Annotated in this window: 19 protein-coding genes; 12 read left to right on the top strand and 7 right to left on the bottom strand. The window is 72.0% G+C overall.

All coding sequences use genetic code 11. The features are described from left to right. Positions 1 to 3: 3 nt before the first annotated feature. Genes QZ772_RS17900 through QZ772_RS17870 form a run of 7 tightly spaced genes read right to left on the bottom strand, consistent with a single transcriptional unit; the run spans position 4 to position 7075 of the window. Complete coding sequence (locus tag QZ772_RS17900; protein WP_295529064.1) at positions 4 to 1932, bottom strand: chemotaxis protein CheW; 1929 nt, start codon at positions 1930 to 1932, stop codon at positions 4 to 6. A gap of 22 nt (positions 1933 to 1954) precedes the next feature. Next, positions 1955 to 2323: a response regulator gene (locus QZ772_RS17895; protein ID WP_295529063.1), complete on the bottom strand. Its 369-nt coding sequence runs from the start codon at positions 2321 to 2323 to the stop codon at positions 1955 to 1957. A gap of 20 nt (positions 2324 to 2343) precedes the next feature. Next, positions 2344 to 4053, bottom strand: coding sequence for a methyl-accepting chemotaxis protein (locus tag QZ772_RS17890; protein ID WP_295529061.1), 1710 nt, complete (start codon positions 4051 to 4053; stop codon positions 2344 to 2346). Positions 4054 to 4068: 15 nt separating this feature from the next. Then, positions 4069 to 4536 (bottom strand): hypothetical protein, encoded by a 468-nt coding sequence (locus QZ772_RS17885; protein ID WP_295529059.1) that lies wholly within the window; start codon positions 4534 to 4536, stop codon positions 4069 to 4071. Then, a complete protein-coding gene (locus tag QZ772_RS17880) occupies positions 4533 to 5003 on the bottom strand; it encodes a hypothetical protein (RefSeq protein ID WP_295529057.1) in 471 nt (156 codons plus the stop codon). The genes QZ772_RS17885 and QZ772_RS17880 overlap by 4 nt, the downstream gene beginning before the upstream one ends. Before the next feature lie 9 nt (positions 5004 to 5012). After that, positions 5013 to 5375: a response regulator gene (locus QZ772_RS17875; RefSeq protein ID WP_076508341.1), complete on the bottom strand. Its 363-nt coding sequence runs from the start codon at positions 5373 to 5375 to the stop codon at positions 5013 to 5015. 23 nt (positions 5376 to 5398) lie between these two features. After that, positions 5399 to 7075, bottom strand: coding sequence for a PAS domain-containing methyl-accepting chemotaxis protein (locus QZ772_RS17870; protein WP_295529054.1), 1677 nt, complete (start codon positions 7073 to 7075; stop codon positions 5399 to 5401). A gap of 335 nt (positions 7076 to 7410) precedes the next feature. Between QZ772_RS17870 and QZ772_RS17865 the strand changes: the two genes are divergently transcribed. The 12 genes from QZ772_RS17865 (at position 7411) to QZ772_RS17810 (ending at position 20502) form a co-directional block, all read left to right on the top strand. Continuing rightward, complete coding sequence (locus QZ772_RS17865) at positions 7411 to 8874, top strand: ATP-binding protein (protein ID WP_295529052.1); 1464 nt, start codon at positions 7411 to 7413, stop codon at positions 8872 to 8874. Continuing rightward, on the top strand, positions 8871 to 9287 hold the full coding sequence (locus tag QZ772_RS17860; protein WP_295529050.1) for a response regulator: 417 nt from the start codon (positions 8871 to 8873) through the stop codon (positions 9285 to 9287). The genes QZ772_RS17865 and QZ772_RS17860 overlap by 4 nt, the downstream gene beginning before the upstream one ends. Further along, positions 9271 to 9609: an Hpt domain-containing protein gene (locus tag QZ772_RS17855; RefSeq protein ID WP_295529048.1), complete on the top strand. Its 339-nt coding sequence runs from the start codon at positions 9271 to 9273 to the stop codon at positions 9607 to 9609. Before QZ772_RS17860 ends, QZ772_RS17855 begins: the two co-directional genes overlap by 17 nt. Next, positions 9567 to 9908: an STAS domain-containing protein gene (locus QZ772_RS17850; RefSeq protein WP_295529046.1), complete on the top strand. Its 342-nt coding sequence runs from the start codon at positions 9567 to 9569 to the stop codon at positions 9906 to 9908. The genes QZ772_RS17855 and QZ772_RS17850 overlap by 43 nt, the downstream gene beginning before the upstream one ends. After that, entirely contained in the window at positions 9886 to 13254 is a 3369-nt protein-coding gene (locus QZ772_RS17845; protein ID WP_295529044.1) for a PAS domain S-box protein, read from the top strand. Before QZ772_RS17850 ends, QZ772_RS17845 begins: the two co-directional genes overlap by 23 nt. Next, positions 13251 to 14810 (top strand): HD domain-containing phosphohydrolase, encoded by a 1560-nt coding sequence (locus QZ772_RS17840; protein ID WP_295529042.1) that lies wholly within the window; start codon positions 13251 to 13253, stop codon positions 14808 to 14810. The genes QZ772_RS17845 and QZ772_RS17840 overlap by 4 nt, the downstream gene beginning before the upstream one ends. A 166-nt stretch (positions 14811 to 14976) precedes the next feature. Then, positions 14977 to 15822, top strand: coding sequence for an STAS domain-containing protein (locus QZ772_RS17835; protein ID WP_295529040.1), 846 nt, complete (start codon positions 14977 to 14979; stop codon positions 15820 to 15822). 5 nt (positions 15823 to 15827) lie between these two features. Continuing rightward, positions 15828 to 16208: an STAS domain-containing protein gene (locus tag QZ772_RS17830; RefSeq protein ID WP_295529038.1), complete on the top strand. Its 381-nt coding sequence runs from the start codon at positions 15828 to 15830 to the stop codon at positions 16206 to 16208. Next, positions 16198 to 16602, top strand: coding sequence for an anti-sigma regulatory factor (locus QZ772_RS17825; RefSeq protein WP_295529036.1), 405 nt, complete (start codon positions 16198 to 16200; stop codon positions 16600 to 16602). Before QZ772_RS17830 ends, QZ772_RS17825 begins: the two co-directional genes overlap by 11 nt. Further along, positions 16593 to 17609 carry an ATP-binding SpoIIE family protein phosphatase gene (locus QZ772_RS17820; RefSeq protein WP_295529034.1) on the top strand — a complete coding sequence of 339 codons (1017 nt, stop codon included), beginning with the start codon at positions 16593 to 16595 and terminating at the stop codon, positions 17607 to 17609. Before QZ772_RS17825 ends, QZ772_RS17820 begins: the two co-directional genes overlap by 10 nt. Next, positions 17606 to 18499, top strand: coding sequence for an ATP-binding protein (locus tag QZ772_RS17815; RefSeq protein WP_295529032.1), 894 nt, complete (start codon positions 17606 to 17608; stop codon positions 18497 to 18499). The genes QZ772_RS17820 and QZ772_RS17815 overlap by 4 nt, the downstream gene beginning before the upstream one ends. Beyond that, complete coding sequence (locus tag QZ772_RS17810; protein WP_295529030.1) at positions 18499 to 20502, top strand: response regulator; 2004 nt, start codon at positions 18499 to 18501, stop codon at positions 20500 to 20502. The genes QZ772_RS17815 and QZ772_RS17810 overlap by 1 nt, the downstream gene beginning before the upstream one ends. Positions 20503 to 20527 lie beyond the last annotated feature (25 nt).

Genomic DNA, 20527 nt, shown 5'->3' with positions numbered 1-20527 from the left:
GCCTCAGGCAGGAAGGAGTTCGGACAGGGAGGCCGTGGCCCCCGGCAGCGACGCGATGCGGCCGGCCGAAGCCGCCAGACGGCCCAGCGCCGCCGCATCGAGGATGAGGGCGACGCGGCCGTCGCCCATGATGGTGGCGCCCGAGATGCCCGCCACCTTGCGGTAGTTGGCTTCCAGGCTCTTGATGACCACCTGGTGCTGGCCCAGCAGCGCGTCCACGAAGAGCGCGACACGCTGACCGTCGGTTTCCAGCACGATGAAGATGCCGTCGGGCCCGGGCGGCTTGCTGCCGGGCAGGCCCAGCACCTCGTGCAGCGCGATCACCGGCAGGTAGCGCCCGCGGATGCGCAGCACGCGGCCCGCGCCGGCCACGGTGCGCACGGCATCGCCTTCCGCCCGCAGCGATTCGACGATGAAGGCCAGCGGCACGATGAAGACCTCGCCCCCGCAGGCCACCGACAGGCCATCGAGGATGGCCAGCGTGAGCGGCAGCCGCACCGCGATGCGCATGCCCTTGCCCTTCTCGCTGTTCACGTCCACCCGGCCGCCCAGGGCCTGGATGTTGCGGCGGACCACGTCCATGCCCACACCGCGGCCCGACACGTCGGTGACGGCGGCGGCCGTGGAGAAGCCGGCCTCGAAGATCAGCGACCACACCTGCGCATCGGTGGGCTGCTCGGGCACCACCATGCCACGCTCGCGCGCCTTGGCCAGGATGCGCTCGCGGTCCAGTCCGCGGCCGTCGTCGGCCACCTCGATCACGATGCTGCCGCCTTCGTGGCGGGCGCTCAGCGTGATCGCACCCACGGCCGGCTTGCCGGCCGCCACGCGGTCGGCGGGCAGCTCCAGCCCGTGGTCCAGGCTGTTGCGCACCAGGTGCGTGAGCGGGTCCACGATGCGCTCGATCAGGCCCTTGTCCAACTCCGTGCCCTCGCCTTCCAGGCGGATCTCGACCTCCTTGCCCAGGCGCTGCGCCAGGTCGCGCGCCAGGCGCGGGAAGCGGTTGAACACGGCCGAGATCGGCATCATGCGGATGGCCATGGCGGCCTCCTGCAGACCGCGGGTGTTGCGGTCCAGCAGGTCCAGACCCGAGCGCAGCCGGTCGACATGCTGCGGCGTCTCGCCCTGTGCGTACTGGGCCAGCATGGACTGGATGATGACCAGCTCGCCCACCAGGTTGATGATCTGGTCCACCTTGTCGACGCTGACGCGGATGGAGCTGGATTCGTGCAGCGCCGCGGCGGCCACCGGCGCGCTCGGCACCGCGGTCGACGCGGCCGCCGGGGCCGGCGCCGCGATTGCGGCGCCCGGTGCGCTCGCCTCGGCAGCGGGCGCGGGCGTGACCGGCGCAGCCTGCGGAGTCTCTGCCGGCGCGGCTTCCGGCGCGGCCTCGGCAGGCGCGGCGGCCACCTCGGGCTCGTCGTCGAAGAAGCCGAACTTGACGCCCTCGCCCACGATCGGATCGGCGACCGCGGGCTGGGCCGGTGCCTCGGCCACGGCGGCCGGCGTGGCCGGCGCCGCGACCGGGTCGGCCGGCGCCTCGGTGCTGCCAGCCAGGGCCGCCAGCCGTGCGCGCACCGCCTCGACGTCCGCGGGCGGCACGGGCGCCTGGCCCTCGAAGGCCGCGATCTGCGCACGCATCACGTCGTCGGCCACCAGCAGCGCATCGACGATCTCGGGGGTGAGCGCCAGCCGCCGGTCGCGCACACGGTCCAGCAGCGACTCGGCCACGTGGGCCAGCCGCGTCACCTCGTCCAGACCGAAGGTGGTGGCGCCGCCCTTGATCGAATGGGCCGCGCGGAACAGGGCATTGAGGGTCTCGCCATCGACCTGCTGCGGGTCCAGCGCCAGCAGCAGCGACTCCATCACGTCCAGGTGCTCGCGGGCCTCTTCCACGAAGATGCCGATGAACTCGCCGAGGTCCACTTTCATCGCCGTGCCCTTCCGGTGCAGTTCACATCAGCACCTTGCCGATCACCGCGATCAGCGTCTGTGGATCGAAGGGCTTGACCATCCAGCCCGTCAGGCCGGCCGCGCGGCCGGCGGCCTTCATCTCGGCGCTGGACTCGGTGGTCAGCATCAGGATGGGGGTGCGCGCATGCTGGGCCTGACCGCGCAGCCGGCGGGTGAAGGTCAGGCCGTCCACGTTCGGCATGTTCTGGTCGGTGACGATGGCATCGACGTGCACGCCCTCCGCCAGCTTGTCCAGCGCCTCGGCGCCATCGGCGGCCTCCACCACGGCATAGCCGCCCATGCGCAGCGTCATGGCCACCATCTGGCGGATGGAGGGGGAGTCGTCCACGGTCATCACGGTCTTGTTCATGGCGTGTGTCGCTCCCGGCCTCAGAAGGATTCCCAACCGGCGTCCGCGCCGGCCGCGGCCAGCGCGGGCGTGGGGCCGGAAAGGCGCCGTGCCGGCGCTGCCTTGGCCCGCACAGGCGAGGCGCTGGCGGCGACCTTTGCCGCAGCCGCACGTGGCTTGCGCGTGGGCGCGGCCACCGGCACCACGGCATCGGCACCGAGGCGGAACACCGCCACGCTGCGCACCAGGTGCTCGGCCTGTTCCTTGAGCACGGCGGCGGCGGCCGACAGCTCCTCCACCACCGCCGCATTCTGCTGGGTGGCCTGGTCCATCTGAACCACGGCCTGGCCCACCTGGGCGACGCCCAGGCTCTGCTCGCGGCTGGCCGCACTGATCTCGCCGGCCACCTGGGCCACGCCGCGGATGGCGCCGACCACCTGGTCCATGGTGCTGCCGGCCTGATCGGCCAGGGCCGAGCCGTGGGCCACCGTGTCCACACTGGCGGTGATCAGCGACTTGATCTCCTTGGCGGCCTCGGCGCTGCGCTGGGCCAGCGCGCGCACCTCGCTGGCCACCACCGCGAAGCCGCGGCCCTGCTCGCCGGCGCGGGCGGCTTCGACGGCGGCGTTGAGCGCCAGGATGTTGGTCTGGAAGGCGATGCCGTCGATCACGCTGATGATCTCGGAGATGCGCCCTGCGCTGTCGGCGATGCCGCGCATCGTCTGCACCACCTGCGCCACGACGGCGCCGCCCTCGGCGGCCACCTCGGAGGCGCGGGTGGCCAGGTCGCTGGCGCGCTGCGCATGCTCCGAGTTCTGGCGCACGGTCGTGTTGAGCTGTTCCATCGAGGCCGCCGTCTCCTCCAGCGCTGAGGCCTGCTGCTCGGTGCGTGCCGACAGGTCGCTGCTGCCGGAGGCGATCTCCCGGCTGGCCGAGGCCAGCCCGTCGGCATTGCGGCGCACCTCGCTGACCACGGCCGAGAGCTTGCCGCGCATGGCCTCCAGGCTGTGCAGCAGGCGCGCGGTCTCGTCGCGGCCCAGGACCTCGACGCGCACGGTCAGATCGCCCGCGGCCACCGACTCGGCCACCCCCGAGGCACCGGCGATGGGCCGCGTGATCGAGCGGGTGACCAGCACCGAGCACAGCCCGCCGAGCAGCACCGCGACGATGCCACCCGCGACGATCATCCACTCGCTGCGCTGCAGGCTGTCGAGCGTGAATGCGCGATGGCGGCTGCCGGTGTCGCGGATGTCCTCGGTCACACGATCGAGCGCGGCCAGGTAGGCCTCGCCATGCGCGATGAGCGAGCGTTCCTCATCCATCGTCATGACGCGTCCTCCCGCCTGGGCGGTGAACAGCTGCTCGCGCATCCGGGTGTAGGTCCCGCGGTCGGCCACCACGCGGGCGATGTGCTGGCGGGCCTCCTCGTCGTCGGCCATGTCGGCCACCCGTCGCGCCGTCTGGCCGATGCGGTGCGAGGTCGCCTCCGTCTCGCGGGAGAGCGTCTGCACATAGGCCGCGTCGCGGCTGTGCAGGATGGCCAGTGCCCGCACCATGTTCAGGCGGATGTCGGCCGCCCACTGCTGCGCGAGGACCTCGCGCTCATGGATCACCGTCGCCTGGTAGTCGATGGCCTGGCGCAGGGCCTTGAGCCGTGACACGGCCAGGGTCGCCACCAGGCCGGTGACGATCAGCACGAGGAGGAAGGCGACGGCGAGCCGACTGCCGGTCTTGAAATTGGTGAGGCGCATCGCAACGCTTTCGGTTCAGAAGAATTCGTGGGAGCCGGCACGGCCCTTGCCGTGTGCCGGAAGAGAAGCCCCGTGCGCGTCGCCCCAGGCCATGGCCGCAGGCCACGCGGCGCAGGAATGGTCCGCACCGGGGCCGGCGTCCGCGACGAGGCGCATGGCCCGCGCGAGCTGCGCATGCCGCCGCTCGGCAGCCTGCAGCAGCTGGCCGAGCGTGTCCTCGGCCTGGAGCGCGACCATGACCTGCTGGAGGGCGTCGCGCGCCAGGGCATCGGGGCCGGGACTCAGGCCAGCCACCTGCACGAAGCCCGCGCGCAGGTCGCCCATGGCCTGCGCCAGCATCGCGCTGGCCAGGGCGAGTTCACGGGCACCGGCCTCCAGCTGCAGCGCCATCGCCTCGGCACTCGGCGGGCCGCCCTCGGTGCCGGGAGACGAAGCGTCGCCGGCAGCGGGCAGCCCCAGGGCCACGGGCAGGGGCGTGCTCATGCCACGCCCCAGAGCCCGAGCAGGCCTTCGCCGTAGCCGGCGATCTCGACCTGGACGAGCGCCCGGCGCATGCGTGCACCGGCCGGCGGAAGCAGTGCGGCGGCAGCGTCCCCGAAGCCGGTCTGCAGCAGGGTGAGGCGGCCAGCGTCGTCACGCACGATCAGCCGGGCCCCGACGTTCAGCACCTCGGCGAAGTTCTCGCACAGGGTCTGGTCCAGCGAGCCGGCACGCACGCGGTCGTCGGCCGCATCCGCCGGCACCAGCGAGAGGGCAGCCGCCATGTGGGCAGCCAGCGGCAGGTCGGCCGCCATCCAGGCCAGCGGCGTCTTGTCGCCGCCGTGGTAGCTGCCGGCCGCCGCGAAGCGGCAGCGCGTGGCCACGGGCTGCGTAGACACATCCACGCCACGGCGCAGCAGCAGGGACAGCGAGCGCTCCAGCTGGGCCGTTGTGGGCAGGGTCAGCATCATGGCGTGCCTTCACTCCAGGATGTCGACCAGCGCCACCCGGAAGTCCTCGGCGCTGAAGGGCTTGCCGATCAGGAAGGCGGCCCCGGCATCGAAGGCCTGCTGCTGCATCTCGGTGCTCACCTCGGTGGTGACGAAGCCGAAGGGCGTGGTCGACTCCTCGCTTCGCAGCGCCTGCAGCAGCTCGATGCCGTTCATGGTCGGCATGTTCCAGTCCGAGATGATCAGCTCGGGCGATTCGGCATGGGCAGCCTGCAGGGCCTGCTGACCATCGGCCGCCTCGACGATGTGATGGCCGCGGAAGCCGGCTTCGCGCAGCATGTGGGCAATGACCTGCCGCATGGCACGGCTGTCGTCGGCAATCAGGATCTTCATGGCAGTTCCTTTGGGAATGGGGTTCAGGCACGCGCCAGCAGGCCGGCCGGGAGGTCGGAGGCGAACTCGCCGCCGTCGTCGGCCGACGCGTCGTCGGCACTCGCGCCGTGCGCGAGGGCGGAAGAGCGCTGGCCGGCGCCCCCGCCGCGGAAGACGCTCACCGCCTGGCCCAGGTGCTGGGCCTTTTCTTCCAGCGCGGCGGAGGCGGCAGCCACCTCCTCCACCAGCGCCGCGTTCTGTTGCGTGACCTGGTCGAGCTGGATCACCGTCTGGTTGATCTGCTGGATGCCGGCCGTCTGCTCGGCGCTGGCCGCGGCGATCTCGCCGATGAAGTCGGTGACCCGCTTGACGCTGCCCACCACCTCGCCCATGGTGCTGCCGGCCTCGCCCACAAGCCGGGTGCCGGTGTCCACCTGGGCCACCGCGTCGTCGATCAGCGTCTTGATCTCGCGCGCGGCCTGGGCCGAGCGCTGCGCGAGTTGCCGCACCTCGGCCGCCACCACGGCGAAGCCGCGGCCCTGCTCACCGGCACGGGCCGCCTCCACCGCCGCATTGAGCGCCAGGATGTTGGTCTGGAAGGCGATGCCGTCGATCACGTCGATGATCTCGACCACGCGCTTGGACGAGCGATGGATCGAGTCCATGGTCTGCACGACCTGCGCCACCACGCTGCCGCCGCGTGCGGCGACCTCGGACGCCGACACCGCCAGCTCGTTGGCCTGGCGTGCGTTCTCGGCGTTCTGGCCCACGGTGCTGGTGAGCTCCTCCATCGAGGCGGCGGCCTCTTCCAGTGCGCTGGCCTGCTCCTCGGTGCGCGCGGACAGGTTGAGGTTGCCCTGCGCGATCTCGGTCGATGCCGTGCTCACGCCCGACACGCCGCTGCCGACGTCGGCGATCACCGCCACGAAGTTGGCGCTCATCTGGTTGAGCGCACTCACCAGGGCGCGCGTCTCGTCGCCCCGGCGCAACACGAAGCGGCGCGGATCGGCGCTGGCGATGGCGCGCGCGGTGCGCACCGCACTGTCGAGCGGGCCGAGCACGGTGCGCTCGAGCATGAGTCCCAGCACCGTCCAGGCCAGCGCCGAGACGGCGGACAGGCCGGCCAGCAGGCCCGTGGCCGGCCCGGCTGCGCCGCTCCACGCCAGCCAGGCGCCGACCGCGGCGCTGGCCACGGCCAGCGTGCCCGTGGCCCAGGCCATGCGCCGCCGCAGAGGCAGCCGCCGCAGCGCGGCCATGGGGTCGGCCCAGGCCGGCCCCACCGGCTCGCCCTGGCGCACCCGCAGACGGCTGCTGCCCTTGCGCAGCCGCTCGTAGAGCTGCTCGGCGGCGCGCACCTCCTCGGGCGAGGGCTTGTTGCGCACCGACATGTAGCCTTCGATCCGGCCATTGGCGCAGATCGGGCTGGCGTTGGCCCGCACCCAGTAGAAGTCGCCGTTCTTGCAGCGGTTCTTCACCGTGCCGGTCCAGGGCAGGCCCTGCGCCAGCGTGGCCCACATGTCGGCGAACACCTCCGGGGGCATGTCCGGGTGGCGAATGATGTTGTGCGCCCGGCCCAGCAGTTCCGCCTCGGCGAAGCCGCTGATGTCCACGAAGGTGCCGTTCACATACGTGATGCGGCCCTTCAGGTCGGTGCGCGAGACCATGAAGCCGTCGTCCGGCAGCTGGCGCTCTTGGGTGGTGATCGGCAGGTTGATGCGCATCGCAGGTCCTTGTCTGGTGACTCGCCGGGCATCGGCCAGGCATGTCATGGAAAGGATTGGAGCTAACAACTCGTGACAAATCGTTTCTCATCTGTGTCTTTGGCGTCTGGGCGCGGGTCTGTGGTTTTTTCTTGATCCAGATCAATCCGCCGGTCGCCAAACTATTCGAGGTCTCGCCAAGAGCCCACTCCTGGTGGTGAGAAGCGGGAGGATGAGACCCACTGCCGCGCTGGGATGTTCAGCTTCGGGACAGAACGTCTTGTTACCGTTTGTTTACCGATGTGTCAGCACTCTGTTACAGATGGCGGCACGAAATGAGACAGAACTCGCTAGTCATGCCTTCCACCACCTCTTTGCCCCTTCGGGTCCTCGTCGTCGACAGCGATGCCGCTGCCCGGGCCGCGCTGTGCGCGCGCCTTCAGGGCATGGGGCTTCGGGTGCGGCCCGCCGCCGGCATCGGCGAGGCGGCCGCCTGGGCGGGCTCGGGCGTTCCCATCGACGCGCTGATGTGGGCGCCCTCGCCGGCCGACGGCGACGCCGGGCGCGCGTGCGCCCGCCTGAGGGCCGCGGACGCATGCCTGCCGATCGTGGTGGTGTTCGACGCGCAGGACGATGCCCAGGCCCTGGCGGTGTTCGCGGCGGGCGCGGACGACCTCCTGCAGGGCGAGCTGGACGATGCGCTGCTCGGCGCACGCCTGGCGCGCCACGCCCAGCGCGCGGCCATGCTCGGCGCCTGCCGGCGGCAACTGGAGCGCCAGCGCGGGATTCAGGACAACATCGCCGATCCGGTGATCACCGTCGACGACCACGGCACCGTGCTGGACCTGAACACGGCGGCCATGCGCCGCTTCGCCGCCCCCGGGGCGGCCGCCCTGGCCGGGCAGCCGCTGGAGGCCGTCATCGGCGCCGCACCTCGCCAGCTGGCCACCGGAGAGCGCGTCTGGCTGCGCGGCGTCGAGGGGGCAGGCTTCTGGGCCCAGCCCAGCGCCAGCCGGTGGGGCGAAGACGGCAGCGCCCGCACCACCTGGGTCCTGCGGGACCTGACCGAGACGATGCGCAACGAGCGCATGCACGACGAATTCCTCGCCAGCGTCAGCCATGAGCTGCGCACGCCGCTGACCTCCATCCTGGGAGCGGTGGGACTGCTCGCCTCGGGGGTGGCCGGTCGCCTGCCGCCCACGGCCGCGCCGCTGGTGGCGGCCGCCCAGCGCAACGGCGAGCGCCTGAGCAAGCTGATCGACGACGTGCTGGACCTCGCCAAGCTGGAAGGCGACCGCATGACGCTGCAGTGCCAGACCCAGGCCCTTGCGCCGCTGGCGGGCGAGGCGGTGAGCGCGGCGCAGGCCTATGCCGCGCGCGCCGGCGTCCACCTGCGCCTTCGCTGCCCCGCCAGCACCCCGTGCACGGGGCGCGGCGTCAGCGTGGACGCGGACCGCCTGCTGCAGGTGCTGGCCAACCTGATCTCCAACGCCATCAAGCATTCGGCGCCCGGGCAGACGGTCGTCATCGAACTCAGCGACGCCGGCGATGGCCAGCGCATCGCGGTCACCGACGAAGGCAAGGGGGTGCCGAAGGATTTCCGCCCCCAGCTGTTCGAGAAATTCGCCCAGGCGGGCAAGGGGGACCAGCGCGGCGCCAGCGGCACGGGCCTGGGGCTGCACCTGGCCCGGGTCCTGGTGCAACGCATGGGCGGGCGCATCGGCTATGCACCCGGTCCCGGCGAAGTCGGCTCCACCTTCGACGTGTGGTTCCCGGCCGTCGCGGCCTCCAGGCCGGCCCGCGCCAGGGTGGCGCCGTGAATTCCGGCCCCGACGCCGAGGCCGGGCTGCGCCGCGTGATGTGCGTGGAGGACGACGACGACATCCGCTACATCCTCGACTTCAGCCTGCGCCAGATCGGCGGCTACGAGGTGTGCGCCGTGGGCAGCGGCGCGGAGGCGCTGGCGACCGCCCCCGGTTTCCGGCCCGATCTGGTGCTGCTCGACGTCATGATGCCGCAGCTGTCCGGGCCGCAGACGCTGGAGCAGTTGCGCCAGCAGCCCGGCATGGCCGGCGTGCCGGTGGTCTTCCTCACCGCCAAGGCGATGCCGGAGCAACTGGAGGACCTGCTGTGCCACGGGGCCACCGGCGTGATCGTCAAACCCTTCGACCCGGTCCGGCTGCCGCAGGACATCCGCATGTACTGGGAGCACGGCCGTGGACATCGGGCCTGAGCGCACAGGCGCGGCGTATGCGGCGCTGCGCAGCCGTTTCCTGGATGGCCTCGGTGCGCGCCGGGCCGCGATCGTCGAGGCGGCCGACGAGGCCAGCCGCATCGACGCCCTGCACCGCCTGGCCGGCGCTGCCGGCAGCTACGGCTTTGCGGCACTGGGCGAGTTGGCACGGCGGGCCGAGGCCGCTCGCACCCCCGGCGACATGCACAGCGCCCTCGCGTCGCTGACCTGCGCCATCGACGCACTGACAGGCGTCGCCCCCCAAGGAGACAACACGTCATGGAAATCAGCAGCCGGGACGCCGGATCCGACGTCGTCGTGATCGCCCTGCGCGAGGCCAACCTCGACGCCAGCAACGTGCGCGAATTCAAGGAGGCGGTGCAGGCCCTCGTGGGCCCGGCGGCCACCCGCGTCGTGGTCGACCTCGAGGGCGTCAAGTTCATCGACAGCTCCGGCCTGGGCGCACTCATCTCCTGCCTGCGCCAGCTCAATGCGCGGCGCGGCGACCTGCGGCTGTGCAGCCTCACGCCCACCGTCCAGGCGCTGCTCGCATTGATGCGCATGAACCGCGTGTTCCAGATCCACGCGGACCCGCAGGATGCCGTGGCGTCGTTCGACTGAGCCCGATCCCGCGGCGCCCGAGGCCGTGCTGGAGCGGGCGCTGCGCCGTCGCGAGCAGCAGCTGCGCTGGGTCGGCTGGCTGGTGGCCGTGGCGGTGCTGCTCACGCTTGCCGCGCGCATGGTCCAGGCCTGGCACAGCCTGCGCGACGAGGCACAAGAGCACGTGCGGCTCCATGCCCGGGCGCTGACGCGGCTGGTGGCGGCGAGCGTGGAGCCGGCACGTGCGGCCACGCAGGCCCTGGCGGCCGACACGCAGCAAGCCTCCACCCCCGTGCCGGATGCCGCGGCAGGCGGCGCGGCCATGCCGATGGTCTTCGCCCTCGACCCGCAGGGCCGGCCGCTGGCGGGCCCGGCCGCGGCGCCGCTGCCCCTGCCCGGACTGGCACTGCCGGACGCGACCGCCTGCGATCCCTGCCTGGCCGGCCGGATCGCGCCCGACCGTCTTGCGCCGGCCATGGCCGCACGCGCGCCCGGCGGCGCGATCGCGCTGATGCAGCCGCTGCGGGAGCGCCGGGGCTGGGCCGTCGCCTTGCTGCCGGCGCGCCCGCTGGATCTGTTGATCGATGCCTTGGCCGAGGAGCGCGGCGGCTGGGCCGTGCTGCTCGGCGCCCAGGGCCAGGTGCTCGCCGCCAGCGCCGCGGCACCGTGGAGCGCCGGGGCGACCGCGGGGCCGCTGGCCGATGACGACCTCTTCGCCGACGAAGCGCTGCCGACGCTGGGCGTCGCGGTGCGCGTCGTGCAGCCCCATGCGCCGTTGATTCGCCGGCTGCCCGGTCAGCTGCGGGTGGGTGCGGCCCTGACGCTGATCACGCTCGCGATCGTGCTGGTGGCCCTGCGTGCCCTGCGCAGCAGCATCGCCAGCCAGCGCAGGGCCCGCGCAGCGCTGGCGCGCCTGCATGCCCAGGGCGAGCAGCGCACCCAGCGCTGGCGCCGCGCCCTGGCCGCCTCGGGCGACGCCTTGTGGGAATGGCGCCTGCCCCACGGCCGGGTGGACCTCAGCGAGCGCTGGGCCGCGATGCGCGGCGAGGCGGCCGCAGAGCGGCGCTACGACAGCGACGAATGGCTCGCGCTGCTGCATCCCGAAGACCGCCGCACGCTGCAGGCGCAGCTCGAGCGCCACCTGCGCCGCGACCTGGCCAGCCTGCACTGCGAGGCGCGGGTGCGCTGCACCGACGGCCGCTGGAAATGGCTGCTGCTGCGCGGCGTGGCGCTGCCGGTGGTGCGCGGCGACCAGGAAGCCATGCATGTGCTGGGCTTCGTCACCGACATCGCCGACCAGCGCGCCAATGAGGCCGCCCTCAGCGATGCCCAGGCGCGGCACCAGGCCGTGCTGGACAGTGCGCTGGACGCCGTCATCACGGCGGACGCCCGCGGGCGTGTGGTGGACTTCAACCCGGCCGCCGAGCGCATGTTCGACCTGCGCCGCGAACAGGCGTTGCACCATCCCATCCACCGGCTGCTGGCACCCGGTGAAGCGCGAAAGGCGATGCGCCGCCGTGTGATGCATGTCCTGCGTGGCGCCGGCGCCGGTGTGCATGCCGGCGGGCGCATCGACGTGATGGCGGTGCGCACCGGCGGCGAGCATTTCCCGGTCGAGGCGACCGTGGTCGCGGTGCGCGCCGGCACGCAGACGCTGTTCACCGCCACCATGCGCGACATCTCGGAGCAGCGGCGGGTGGAGCGCGCGCTGCGCGACAGCGAGGTGCGGGCACGGGCCACCTTCGAGCAGGCGGCCGTGGGCATCTTCCTGCTCGACGAGCGGCAGCGGCTGGTGCGGGTCAACCAGACCCTGTGCCGCCTGCTCGGGCGCAATGCCTCGAACCTGCTGGGCCTGCCGCTGCGCAGCCTGCTGCACCCAATGGACGCTCCGGACGTGATGCAGGGCACGACGAGCCTGTTCACCAGCACCCGGCCGAGCCTGCGGCTGGAGGCGCGACTCACCCGGGCCACCGGTCGGCCGCTGTGGGTGCGCCTCACGGCCTCGCTGGCGCATGACGACCGGGGCGGCGTGCTCTACATGATCGGCATCGTGGAGGACATCGAGGAGCAGCGCCAGCACCGCGAGGATCTGCGCGCCGCACGGCAGCTGGAGGTGATGATCAGCGCCCGCATCCAGACCTCGCTGCTGGTGACGGCGCCCGCGGTGGAGCTGCCCGGCCTGTGGCTGAGCAGCTTCAACCATGCCTCGCAGGACATCGACGGCGACTTCTTCGAAGTGATGCGCCCGGGCCCGCGCTGCGTGGACCTGATCGCCGGCGACGTGATGGGCAAGGGCGTCAACGCCGCCCTGCTGGGCGCAGCCGTGAAGATGCAGTTCAGCCGCTCGCTGGTCGAGCTGATGATGCAGCGCGCGGCCCGCGATGCCGCGCCCGAGCCCGCCGCCATCCTCGATGCCGTGCACGCCGCCATGACGCCGCACCTGCAGGCCCTGGAGACCTTCGTCACCCTGGCCTATGTGCGCATCGACCTGGAACGCGGCCTGCTGACCTGGTGCGGCTGCGGCCATGAAGAGGTGGTGCACGTCGGCCCCGGCGGGACGGTGGCGCTGCTGCGCAACCAGCACCCGCCCCTGGGCGTGCTGGCCGATGCCCGCTTCACGCAGCAGAGCCGGCCCGTGGGGCCGGGAGACGCGCTGCTGCTGCATTCCGATGGCCTGTGCGATGCCCGGCGGGGCGACGGCGAGCGCGTGGGTGTGCAGCAGGTGCAGAGCGCCTTCCGACGTCTTGCCGGGCACCACGCCACGCCGGCGGCCATCCTGCACCGCATGCGCCAGCAGCTGCTCACCGGCACCCTGCTGACCGACGACGTCACGCTGGCCACCCTGCGCGTGTGCGACTTCCGGCAGCCGGTGCACCGCATCGAACTGCCCACCGATGCCGCAGCCATCGGCTTGCTGCGCGCCCTGGTCGACACGGGCCTGTCGGAGGCGGGCGAGACCGGTCCGTCCAGCGAGCTCTTCACCCTGGCCGTGGTCGAGGCCTTCACCAACATCGTCCGCCATACCCGCGGCCTGCTGCCGCAGGCGCCGATCGAGGTCCTGGTGCGCCGCCGGTCCGACGCGCTGGAGGTGGAGCTGGTGCACATCGGCGAACCCTTCGCGCCGCCGCAGCACGACGTCCAGACCAATTTCGAGGACTACCCCGAAGGCGGCTTCGGCCTGACCATCATCCGCAAGGCCTCCGACCGCGTGGAGTACCTGCACCACGACGGCGTGAGCACCGTGCGGCTCAGCCGCTGGTTGGTACCTGCCGGCACCGTGGCGAGTTTGCACTCCCGCCACCATCTGGACACCTCCTCCGACGTCCAATCCGTGGATCGTTCCACCCCCCATATCTTGCCCGCATGAACATCGCCCTTCTGGAAGACGACCCCGACCAGCGGGACCTCGCCGCCCTGTGGCTCACGCACGGCGGCCACATGGTGACCAGCTTCGCGAGCACCGGCGAGCTGATCCGCGACCTCGGTGCCCGCCGTTACGACCTGCTGGTGCTGGACTGGACGCTGCCCGATGGCACGGGTGGCGACGTGCTCAGCTGGCTGCGCAATCGCCCGGGCGTGCAGCCCCCCACCATCGTGCTGACCTCGCGCGACAAGGAGTCGCAGATGGTCGAGGGCCTGAACAGTGGCGCCGACGACTACATCGTCAAGCCCGCCCGCCCGGCCGAGCTGCTGGCACGCATCAGCGCCCTCGGCCGTCGCGTCCGCACGCGCGGTCCACAGTTGCTCGAACTGGGGGGCTACCGCGTGGACCTGCTCCAGCAGCGCATCAGTGTGGACGGCGTTCCAGCCGAGCTTACGCAGCGCGAGTTCGACCTTGCGGTCTACCTCTTCCAGAACCCTGGCGTCCTGCTGACGCGTGAACACCTGCTCAACCGGGTGTGGGGCAGGACCGTCGATGTGACCACCCGCACGGTCGACACCCATGTCAGCCGGCTGCGCCGCAAGCTGGGTCTGGACGGCCAGCGGCCGCAGCGCCTCACGCCCGTTTACGGCCAGGGCTATCGGCTGGACTCGGTCGACGAGGCGGCCCCGGACAAGAACACCGCCGCGCCCGAAGCCAAGGCGGCGGCACCGGCCGCGTGCGACAACGCCGCTCCAACCGCATGCGACCCCACATCGCCCGTCGCCGCGGCCGGCGAGGACACTGATTCGCACGCCGCGGCCGGCGAGGACGCCGGTTCGGACGCCGCGGCCGAGATCGGCATCGACTGCTGCTGCGGCATGGATGCGGACAGCGGTCCGGCCGAGCCGCGCGAAGTGCTCGAACGCCTGGCCCGCGCCGCGCGCTTTCGCGATGGCGAGACGAGCGCACACATGGTGCGGGTGGGCTTCCTGGCCTGGGCACTGGCGCTCGCCGCCGGCTGCAGCCCCGAGGCCGCACTGCTGCTGCGGCAGGCCGCGCCCATGCATGACGTGGGCAAGATCGGCGTGGCCGACGCGCTGCTCAAGCATCCCGGCCGCTTCTCGACCGACCAGCACCGGCAGATGGAGGCCCACACCCTCATCGGCGCCGAGATCCTGGGGGGCTCGGAGCTGCCGCTGCTGCGGCTGGCCGCCGAAGTCGCCCTCAACCACCACGAGCGCTGGGACGGCAGCGGCTACCCGCGCGGGCTGCAGGGCGCGGACATCCCGCTGCCCGGACGCATCACGGCCCTGGTGGATTTCTTCGACGCGCTGGTGAGCGATCGCCGCTATCGCTCGGGCATGAAACCGCAGGAGGTGATGGCCCTGCTGGACCAGCAAAGCGGCGCGGCCTTCGACCCGATGCTGGTGGCGATCTTCATCCGCCATGGCGCAAGCATGGTCCGGGTCTACGACGAGGTGATGCGCCGAGGCCTGGGTTTCGAGGCCCTCGCGGACGCGGCCTGCATGACCTTCGAACCCCAGCCGACCACGACGTGAGCCCGGCCGTGCCGGGACCGCGGCGCAGGACCGATTCGCGCCAATGCGTGGGATGGCGCCGCAAATGAGGCGTCCGCTGACACCGACCTTGGCTGAAGCTCCCTAAACTTTTCGGCGCTTCCGCCAACCCATTTCTAGAAGGGAGCATTTCAACGAGGGCCTCCCCATGAACCAGGAAACCGCGGCCCTTGTCCGTGTTCTGAACGACGACGCCACCGCCGTGGTCGAGGACTGGATGCGCGAGCTCCAGGCCACGCAGGGCAGTCTGCATGCCAGCTCCAAGGCAGAGGCTGCAGCCATCGTCGAAGGCCTGCGCAGCGGCCTGGCCACCGAGGCCGATGCCGGTTCGCTCCAGGCACCCGCCTGGCAGCCGCTGCGCCGCACGCTGGAGCAGCTGTCGGCCAGCCGCGCCGCCAAGGGCGACTCGGCCGGCGCCACCAGCGTCTTCGTGCTGGCGCTGAAGAAGCCCCTCTTCGCCCGTCTGCAACAGGCCTTTGCGCAGGATCCCGCTGCCATGGGCCGCGCGCTGTGGACGCTGTCCGCCCTGGTGGACCGGCTGGCCCAGCACACGGCCGACACCTTCCAGCAGTCGCGCGAGGACGTGATCCGCCGCCAGCAGGAAGACCTGCTCGAGCTCTCCACGCCCGTGGTCAAGCTCTGGGACGGCGTGCTGGCCGTGCCCATGATCGGCACGCTGGACAGCAACCGCACCCAGGTCGTCATGGAGACGCTGCTGCAGACGGTGGTGGACACCGGCTCGGCGCTCGCCATCATCGACATCACCGGCGTGCCCACGGTGGACACGCTGGTGGCGCGCCACCTGCTCAAGACCGTCACCGCCATCCGGCTGATGGGCGCGGACTGCATCATCAGCGGCATCCGCCCGCAGATCGCGCAGACCATCGTGCACCTGGGCATCGACCTGCAGGGCATCGTCACCAAGGCCACGCTGGCCGACGCGCTGGCGCAGGCCCTCAAGACCAACGGCTGGCGCATCAGCCGCGAGGGCTGAACCCCATGGACCGCATCCCGATCCTGCGGATGGGCCAGACCCTGCTGGTCACCATCCAGATCGACCTGCAGGACCAGACCGCCCTGGCGCTGCAGGAAGACCTCGCCAACCGCATCGCGGCCACCGGCGCCAACGGCGTGCTGATCGACATCTCGGCGCTGGAGGTGGTCGACTCCTTCATCGGCCGCATGCTCACCACCATCTCGGGCACGGCCGGCATTCTCTCGGCCACCGCGGTGGTGGTGGGCATGCAGCCGGCCGTGGCCATCACCCTCGTCGAGCTGGGCCTGTCGCTCGACGGCGTGCGCACCGCACTCGATGTGGAACGCGGCATGGCCCTGCTCGAGCGGCTGCGCGCCCAGCAGGGAGCCGGCCTTGGCGCCTGAATCCACCGGCACCCTGCCGCTGGCCAGCGAGCAGCACATCGTCGCCAGCCGGCAGACGGTGCGCGCCCTGTGCCAGACGCTGCGCTTCTCGCTGGTGGAGCAGACCAAGATGGTCACCGCCGCCAGCGAGCTGTCGCGCAACACGCTGATCCACGGCGGCGGCGGCCGCATGCACTGGGCGGTGCTGGAGGAAGGCGCCCGCCGCGGCCTGCAGCTGCGCTTCGAGGACGAAGGCCCCGGCATCGCCAATCTCGATCTGGCGATGTCCGACGGCTACACCTCCGGCGGCGGCATGGGCTTGGGCCTGCCGGGCAGCAAACGGCTGGTGAACGAATTCGACATCCGGTCCGCGCCCGGCCAGGGCACCTGCGTGAGCATCGTGAAGTGGAGGTGATCCGCGGCTGGACGCACCGTGCGTTCCCTATCGAGGACCTGAGCTTCGTCGGTGAGGCCCGGCGCCATGTGGCGCGACTGGCGGCCGAGCGCGACTGGCCCGAGCACGACGCCGCCCGGGCCGCGTTGGTGACCACCGAGCTGGGCACCAACCTGGCCAAGCATGCGCAGGCCGGCCAGCTGCTGGTGGCCGCGCGCGACGCACTGGGCGACATCGAGCTGATCGCCGTGGACCGTGGCCCGGGCATTCCGGACCTGCCGCGATCGATGCGCGACGGCTACTCGACCAGCGCCACCGCCGGCACCGGTCTGGGTGCGATCGCGCGGCAGAGCGAGGTCTTCGATGCGCATTCCGCGCCCGGCGTGGGCACCGTGTGCCTGGCCCGCCTGCGACCGCGCTGCGCAGCCGCACCGGCCCCGCGGGTTGCCGTCGACTGGGGCGCCGTGTGCGTGCCGGTGCGCGGCGAAACCGCCTGCGGCGATGGCTGGATGCTGGCCTTCGAGGGCCGGCATGTGGCGGCCTTGGTCGCCGACGGCCTGGGCCACGGGCCGGAAGCGCAGGCCGCAGCCGACACGGCGCTGGACGTGTTCGAGCGCCAGCCCTTCGACGATGGCGTCGTCGTCATGCAGTGCATGCACGACGCGCTGCGCACCACCCGCGGCGCCGCGGTGTTCGGCATGTGGATCGACGGCGAGCTCATTCGCTACACCGGCGCCGGCAACGTCGCGGGCCGGCTGGTCTCGGGCACGGCCGACAAGGCCCTGGCGACCGCCCACGGCACACTGGGCCTGCAGGTGCGCCGCTTCGACATGACCCACGCGACGCGGCCGCCCCATGCGCTCGCGCTGCTGCACAGCGACGGCGTGCAGACCCGCTGGCCCGGCGCCGCGCTGGCGCCCTTGCTAGGACGCGACCCCACCCTGCTGGCCGCGCGCATCTTTGCCGACTATGCGCGTGGCCGCGACGATGCCTGCATCGTCGTGCTGCGACCCGAGGAGGGCCCATGACCGCATCTGCGCACGCCGACGCGCTGCAGCAGCGACTGCAGGCCGCCGAGGCCGAGGCCGCGCTGCTGCGCGAGGAGCTGGAAGAAACCAACCGCGGCGTGGTTGCGCTCTATGCCGAGCTGGACGAGCAGGCCATCGCACTCAAGCGCGCCACCGAGCTCAAGAGCCGCTTCTTGGCCTACATGAGCCACGAGTTCCGCACGCCGGTCGCCGCCATCCGCAGCATCGCGCGGCTGCTGAGCGACGAGGTGGATGGGCCGCTCACCGACGAGCAGCGGCGCCAGGTGCAGTTCATCCAGACCTCGGCACGCGAGTTCGCCGAGATGGTGGACGACCTGCTGGACCTCGCCAAGATCGAGGCCGGCCGGGTGGAGATCTCGCCCGCCTGGTTCGAGATGGTCGACCTGTTTTCGGCGCTGCGCGGCATGTTCCGGCCCATGCTGGAGAACCAGCAGGTCACCCTCGCCTTCGAGGAGCCGGTCGACCTGCCGCGCCTGTACACCGACGACCGAAAGCTGTCGCAGATCCTGCGCAACTACGTCTCCAACGCCCTCAAGTTCACCACCCAGGGCGAAGTGCGCGTGTCAGCCTGCCGCATCGGCGACGACCGCGTGCGCTTCTCGGTGAGCGACACCGGCATCGGCATCGCCCGCGAACACCACGCGGCCGTGTTCGACGACTTCGCGCAGGTGGACTCGCCGGTGCAGAAGCGGCTGCGCGGCACCGGCCTGGGCCTGGCTCTGTGCCGCGAGCTGGCCGGCCTGTTGGGCGGCGAAGTGGGCGTGGAGAGCGAACTGGGCCGCGGCTCCACCTTCTGGCTCACCCTGCCTTTGCAGCTGCCGCAGGCGCCCGGGCCTGCGGCCACGCCGGCCGACCGACCGGAGGCCTGATGGAAACCACGGGCGTGATCCACAGCACCATCGACCGCGGTGCCCACCGCATCCTGGTGGTGGACGACCATCCCACCACCCGCTACTCGACCGCACGCACCCTGCGTGCCGCCGGTTTCGCCACCGAGGAGGCTGCCTCGGGAGGCGAGGCGCTGGCGCTGGCGGCCCAGGGCATGTCGGCCCTGGTGCTGGATGTGCACCTGCCCGACGTGGACGGCTTCGAGGTCTGCCGCCGCCTGCGCGAGGATCCGCGCACCGCAAGCCTGCCGGTGATCCACCTGTCGGCCACCTACATCCATGACCGCGACAAGGTCGCGGGCCTCAATGCCGGTGCCGACGCCTACCTGGTGCACCCGGCGGAGCCGGCGGTGCTGGTCGCCACGCTGCAGGCGCTGATCCGCGCGCGCAGCGCCGAGGACCGGCTGCGCCAGAGCGAGAGCCGCTTCCGCGCCATCTACAACCAGGTGCCCGACGGCATGGCGCTGCTGGATGCGCAGGGTCGGCTGGACGACGTGAATCCGGCCCTGGCCCATCTTCTGGGCCGCACGCCCGACGCCCTGGTCGGCGTGCGCCTGGCCACTCTGGCGCAATCGGCCGCCGCGGCCCAGGTGCAGGCTTTCGTGGCGCAGGCCGCGCAGGCGGCACCGGGCAGCACCAACAGCGTGTGGCGGGCGGAGTTTCCGCTGCTGCATGCCGACGGGCACGAGATCCCGCTGGCCTGGAGCCTGTCGCCCCATGGCCCCACCGGCCTGTTGGTGGCGGTGGCCGTCGACATCTCCGAGCGCCTCGCCCTGGAGCAGGCCCGCCAGGAGGTGCTGGAACGCGAGCAGGCCGCCCGGGCTCTGGCCGAGCGCCACAGCCGCACCAAGGACGACTTCGTGGCCGTGCTCTCGCACGAGCTGCGCACGCCGCTCAACGCCATCAGCGGCTGGGTGCACATCCTGCAGAAGCATGGCGGGCGGCCCGACCTGATGGCCAAGGCGCTGGACGCCATCGCCCGCAGCGTGAAGGCGCAGAGCCGCATCATCTCGGACATCCTCGACGTCTCCCGCGTCAACGCCGGCAAGCTGCGGCTGCACCGCGAATGGACCGACCCGCTGGAGCTGACCCAGGCCGCCGTGGACGCGCTCAAGGACGACATCGCGGCGCGCGGCCTGAACATCGCGCTGCAGGCCGACGAGCCGGCGCGCCAGAGCGCCTGGCTGGACCCGACGCGCTTCCAGCAGATCGTGTGGAACCTGCTGAACAACGCGATCAAGTTCTCGGTGCACGGCGGCCGCATCGACGTGGTTCTGCAGCGCGAAGGCCGACAGCTGACGCTGGCGGTGCAGGACCACGGCAAGGGCATCTCGCCGGACTTTTTGCCCCACCTGTTCGACCGCTTCGCGCAGAGCGACGGCCCCGACAACCGGCTGCACGGCGGCCTGGGACTGGGCCTGTCGATCGTCAAGCGGCTGGCCGAGCTGCATGGCGGCGCCGTGCAGGCCTTCAGCGAGGGTGAGGGCCGTGGGGCCCGCCTGGTGGTCGAGCTGGACGTGGCGCCCGAGCCCACAGGCGAGAACCAGCCCGAGGCCGCCAGCGCCGAGCCGATGGCCGATGGCGCTCAGGCGCCCCACCGCGACCGGCCCCTCGCGGGCCACGACGTGCTGGCGGTCGAGGACAACCCCGACGCCGCCGAGATGCTGCAGGTGGTGCTGCACGAGGCCGGCGCACAGGTGCGCGTGGTGCACGACCATGACAGCGCCCTGGAGGCGCTGCGCGAACGCTGGCCCAGCCTGCTGGCCAGCGACATCGGCCTGCCCGGCCGCGACGGCTACGAGCTGGTGCGCGCGCTGCGTCGGCTGGAGGCCGAGGGCGGCCGCCCGCGCGTGCGCTGCGTGGCACTCACCGCCTTCTCGCGTCCGCAGGACCGCGACCGGGCGCTGGAGGCGGGCTTCGACGCCCATGTCTCCAAGCCGCTGGACACGCATGCGCTGCTGGCGGCGCTGCGCGGCGGCGGCTGAGCGGTCGGTATTGGCCCGAGACCCG

Source organism: uncultured Pseudacidovorax sp. (assembly GCF_913773995.1).
GTDB lineage: Bacteria > Pseudomonadota > Gammaproteobacteria > Burkholderiales > Burkholderiaceae_C > Xenophilus.
Note: the sequence above shows the minus strand (reverse complement) of the source record. Positions and strands in the feature narration are given on the sequence as shown.

Excerpts from the sequence above, each read along its gene's own strand:
- QZ772_RS17840 (WP_295529042.1), top strand. The coding sequence starts at position 13,251 with ATGAACATCGCCCTTCTGGAAGACGACCCCGACCAGCGGGACCTCGCC.
- QZ772_RS17885 (WP_295529059.1), bottom strand. The coding sequence starts at position 4,536 with ATGAGCACGCCCCTGCCCGTGGCCCTGGGGCTGCCCGCTGCCGGCGAC.
- QZ772_RS17875 (WP_076508341.1), bottom strand. The coding sequence starts at position 5,375 with ATGAAGATCCTGATTGCCGACGACAGCCGTGCCATGCGGCAGGTCATT.
- QZ772_RS17815 (WP_295529032.1), top strand. The coding sequence starts at position 17,606 with ATGACCGCATCTGCGCACGCCGACGCGCTGCAGCAGCGACTGCAGGCC.
- QZ772_RS17895 (WP_295529063.1), bottom strand. The coding sequence starts at position 2,323 with ATGAACAAGACCGTGATGACCGTGGACGACTCCCCCTCCATCCGCCAG.
- QZ772_RS17865 (WP_295529052.1), top strand. The coding sequence starts at position 7,411 with ATGCCTTCCACCACCTCTTTGCCCCTTCGGGTCCTCGTCGTCGACAGC.
- QZ772_RS17870 (WP_295529054.1), bottom strand. The coding sequence starts at position 7,075 with ATGCGCATCAACCTGCCGATCACCACCCAAGAGCGCCAGCTGCCGGAC.
- QZ772_RS17880 (WP_295529057.1), bottom strand. The coding sequence starts at position 5,003 with ATGATGCTGACCCTGCCCACAACGGCCCAGCTGGAGCGCTCGCTGTCC.
- QZ772_RS17835 (WP_295529040.1), top strand. The coding sequence starts at position 14,977 with ATGAACCAGGAAACCGCGGCCCTTGTCCGTGTTCTGAACGACGACGCC.
- QZ772_RS17810 (WP_295529030.1), top strand. The coding sequence starts at position 18,499 with ATGGAAACCACGGGCGTGATCCACAGCACCATCGACCGCGGTGCCCAC.
- QZ772_RS17845 (WP_295529044.1), top strand. The coding sequence starts at position 9,886 with ATGCCGTGGCGTCGTTCGACTGAGCCCGATCCCGCGGCGCCCGAGGCC.
- QZ772_RS17830 (WP_295529038.1), top strand. The coding sequence starts at position 15,828 with ATGGACCGCATCCCGATCCTGCGGATGGGCCAGACCCTGCTGGTCACC.
- QZ772_RS17850 (WP_295529046.1), top strand. The coding sequence starts at position 9,567 with ATGGAAATCAGCAGCCGGGACGCCGGATCCGACGTCGTCGTGATCGCC.
- QZ772_RS17900 (WP_295529064.1), bottom strand. The coding sequence starts at position 1,932 with ATGAAAGTGGACCTCGGCGAGTTCATCGGCATCTTCGTGGAAGAGGCC.
- QZ772_RS17890 (WP_295529061.1), bottom strand. The coding sequence starts at position 4,053 with ATGCGCCTCACCAATTTCAAGACCGGCAGTCGGCTCGCCGTCGCCTTC.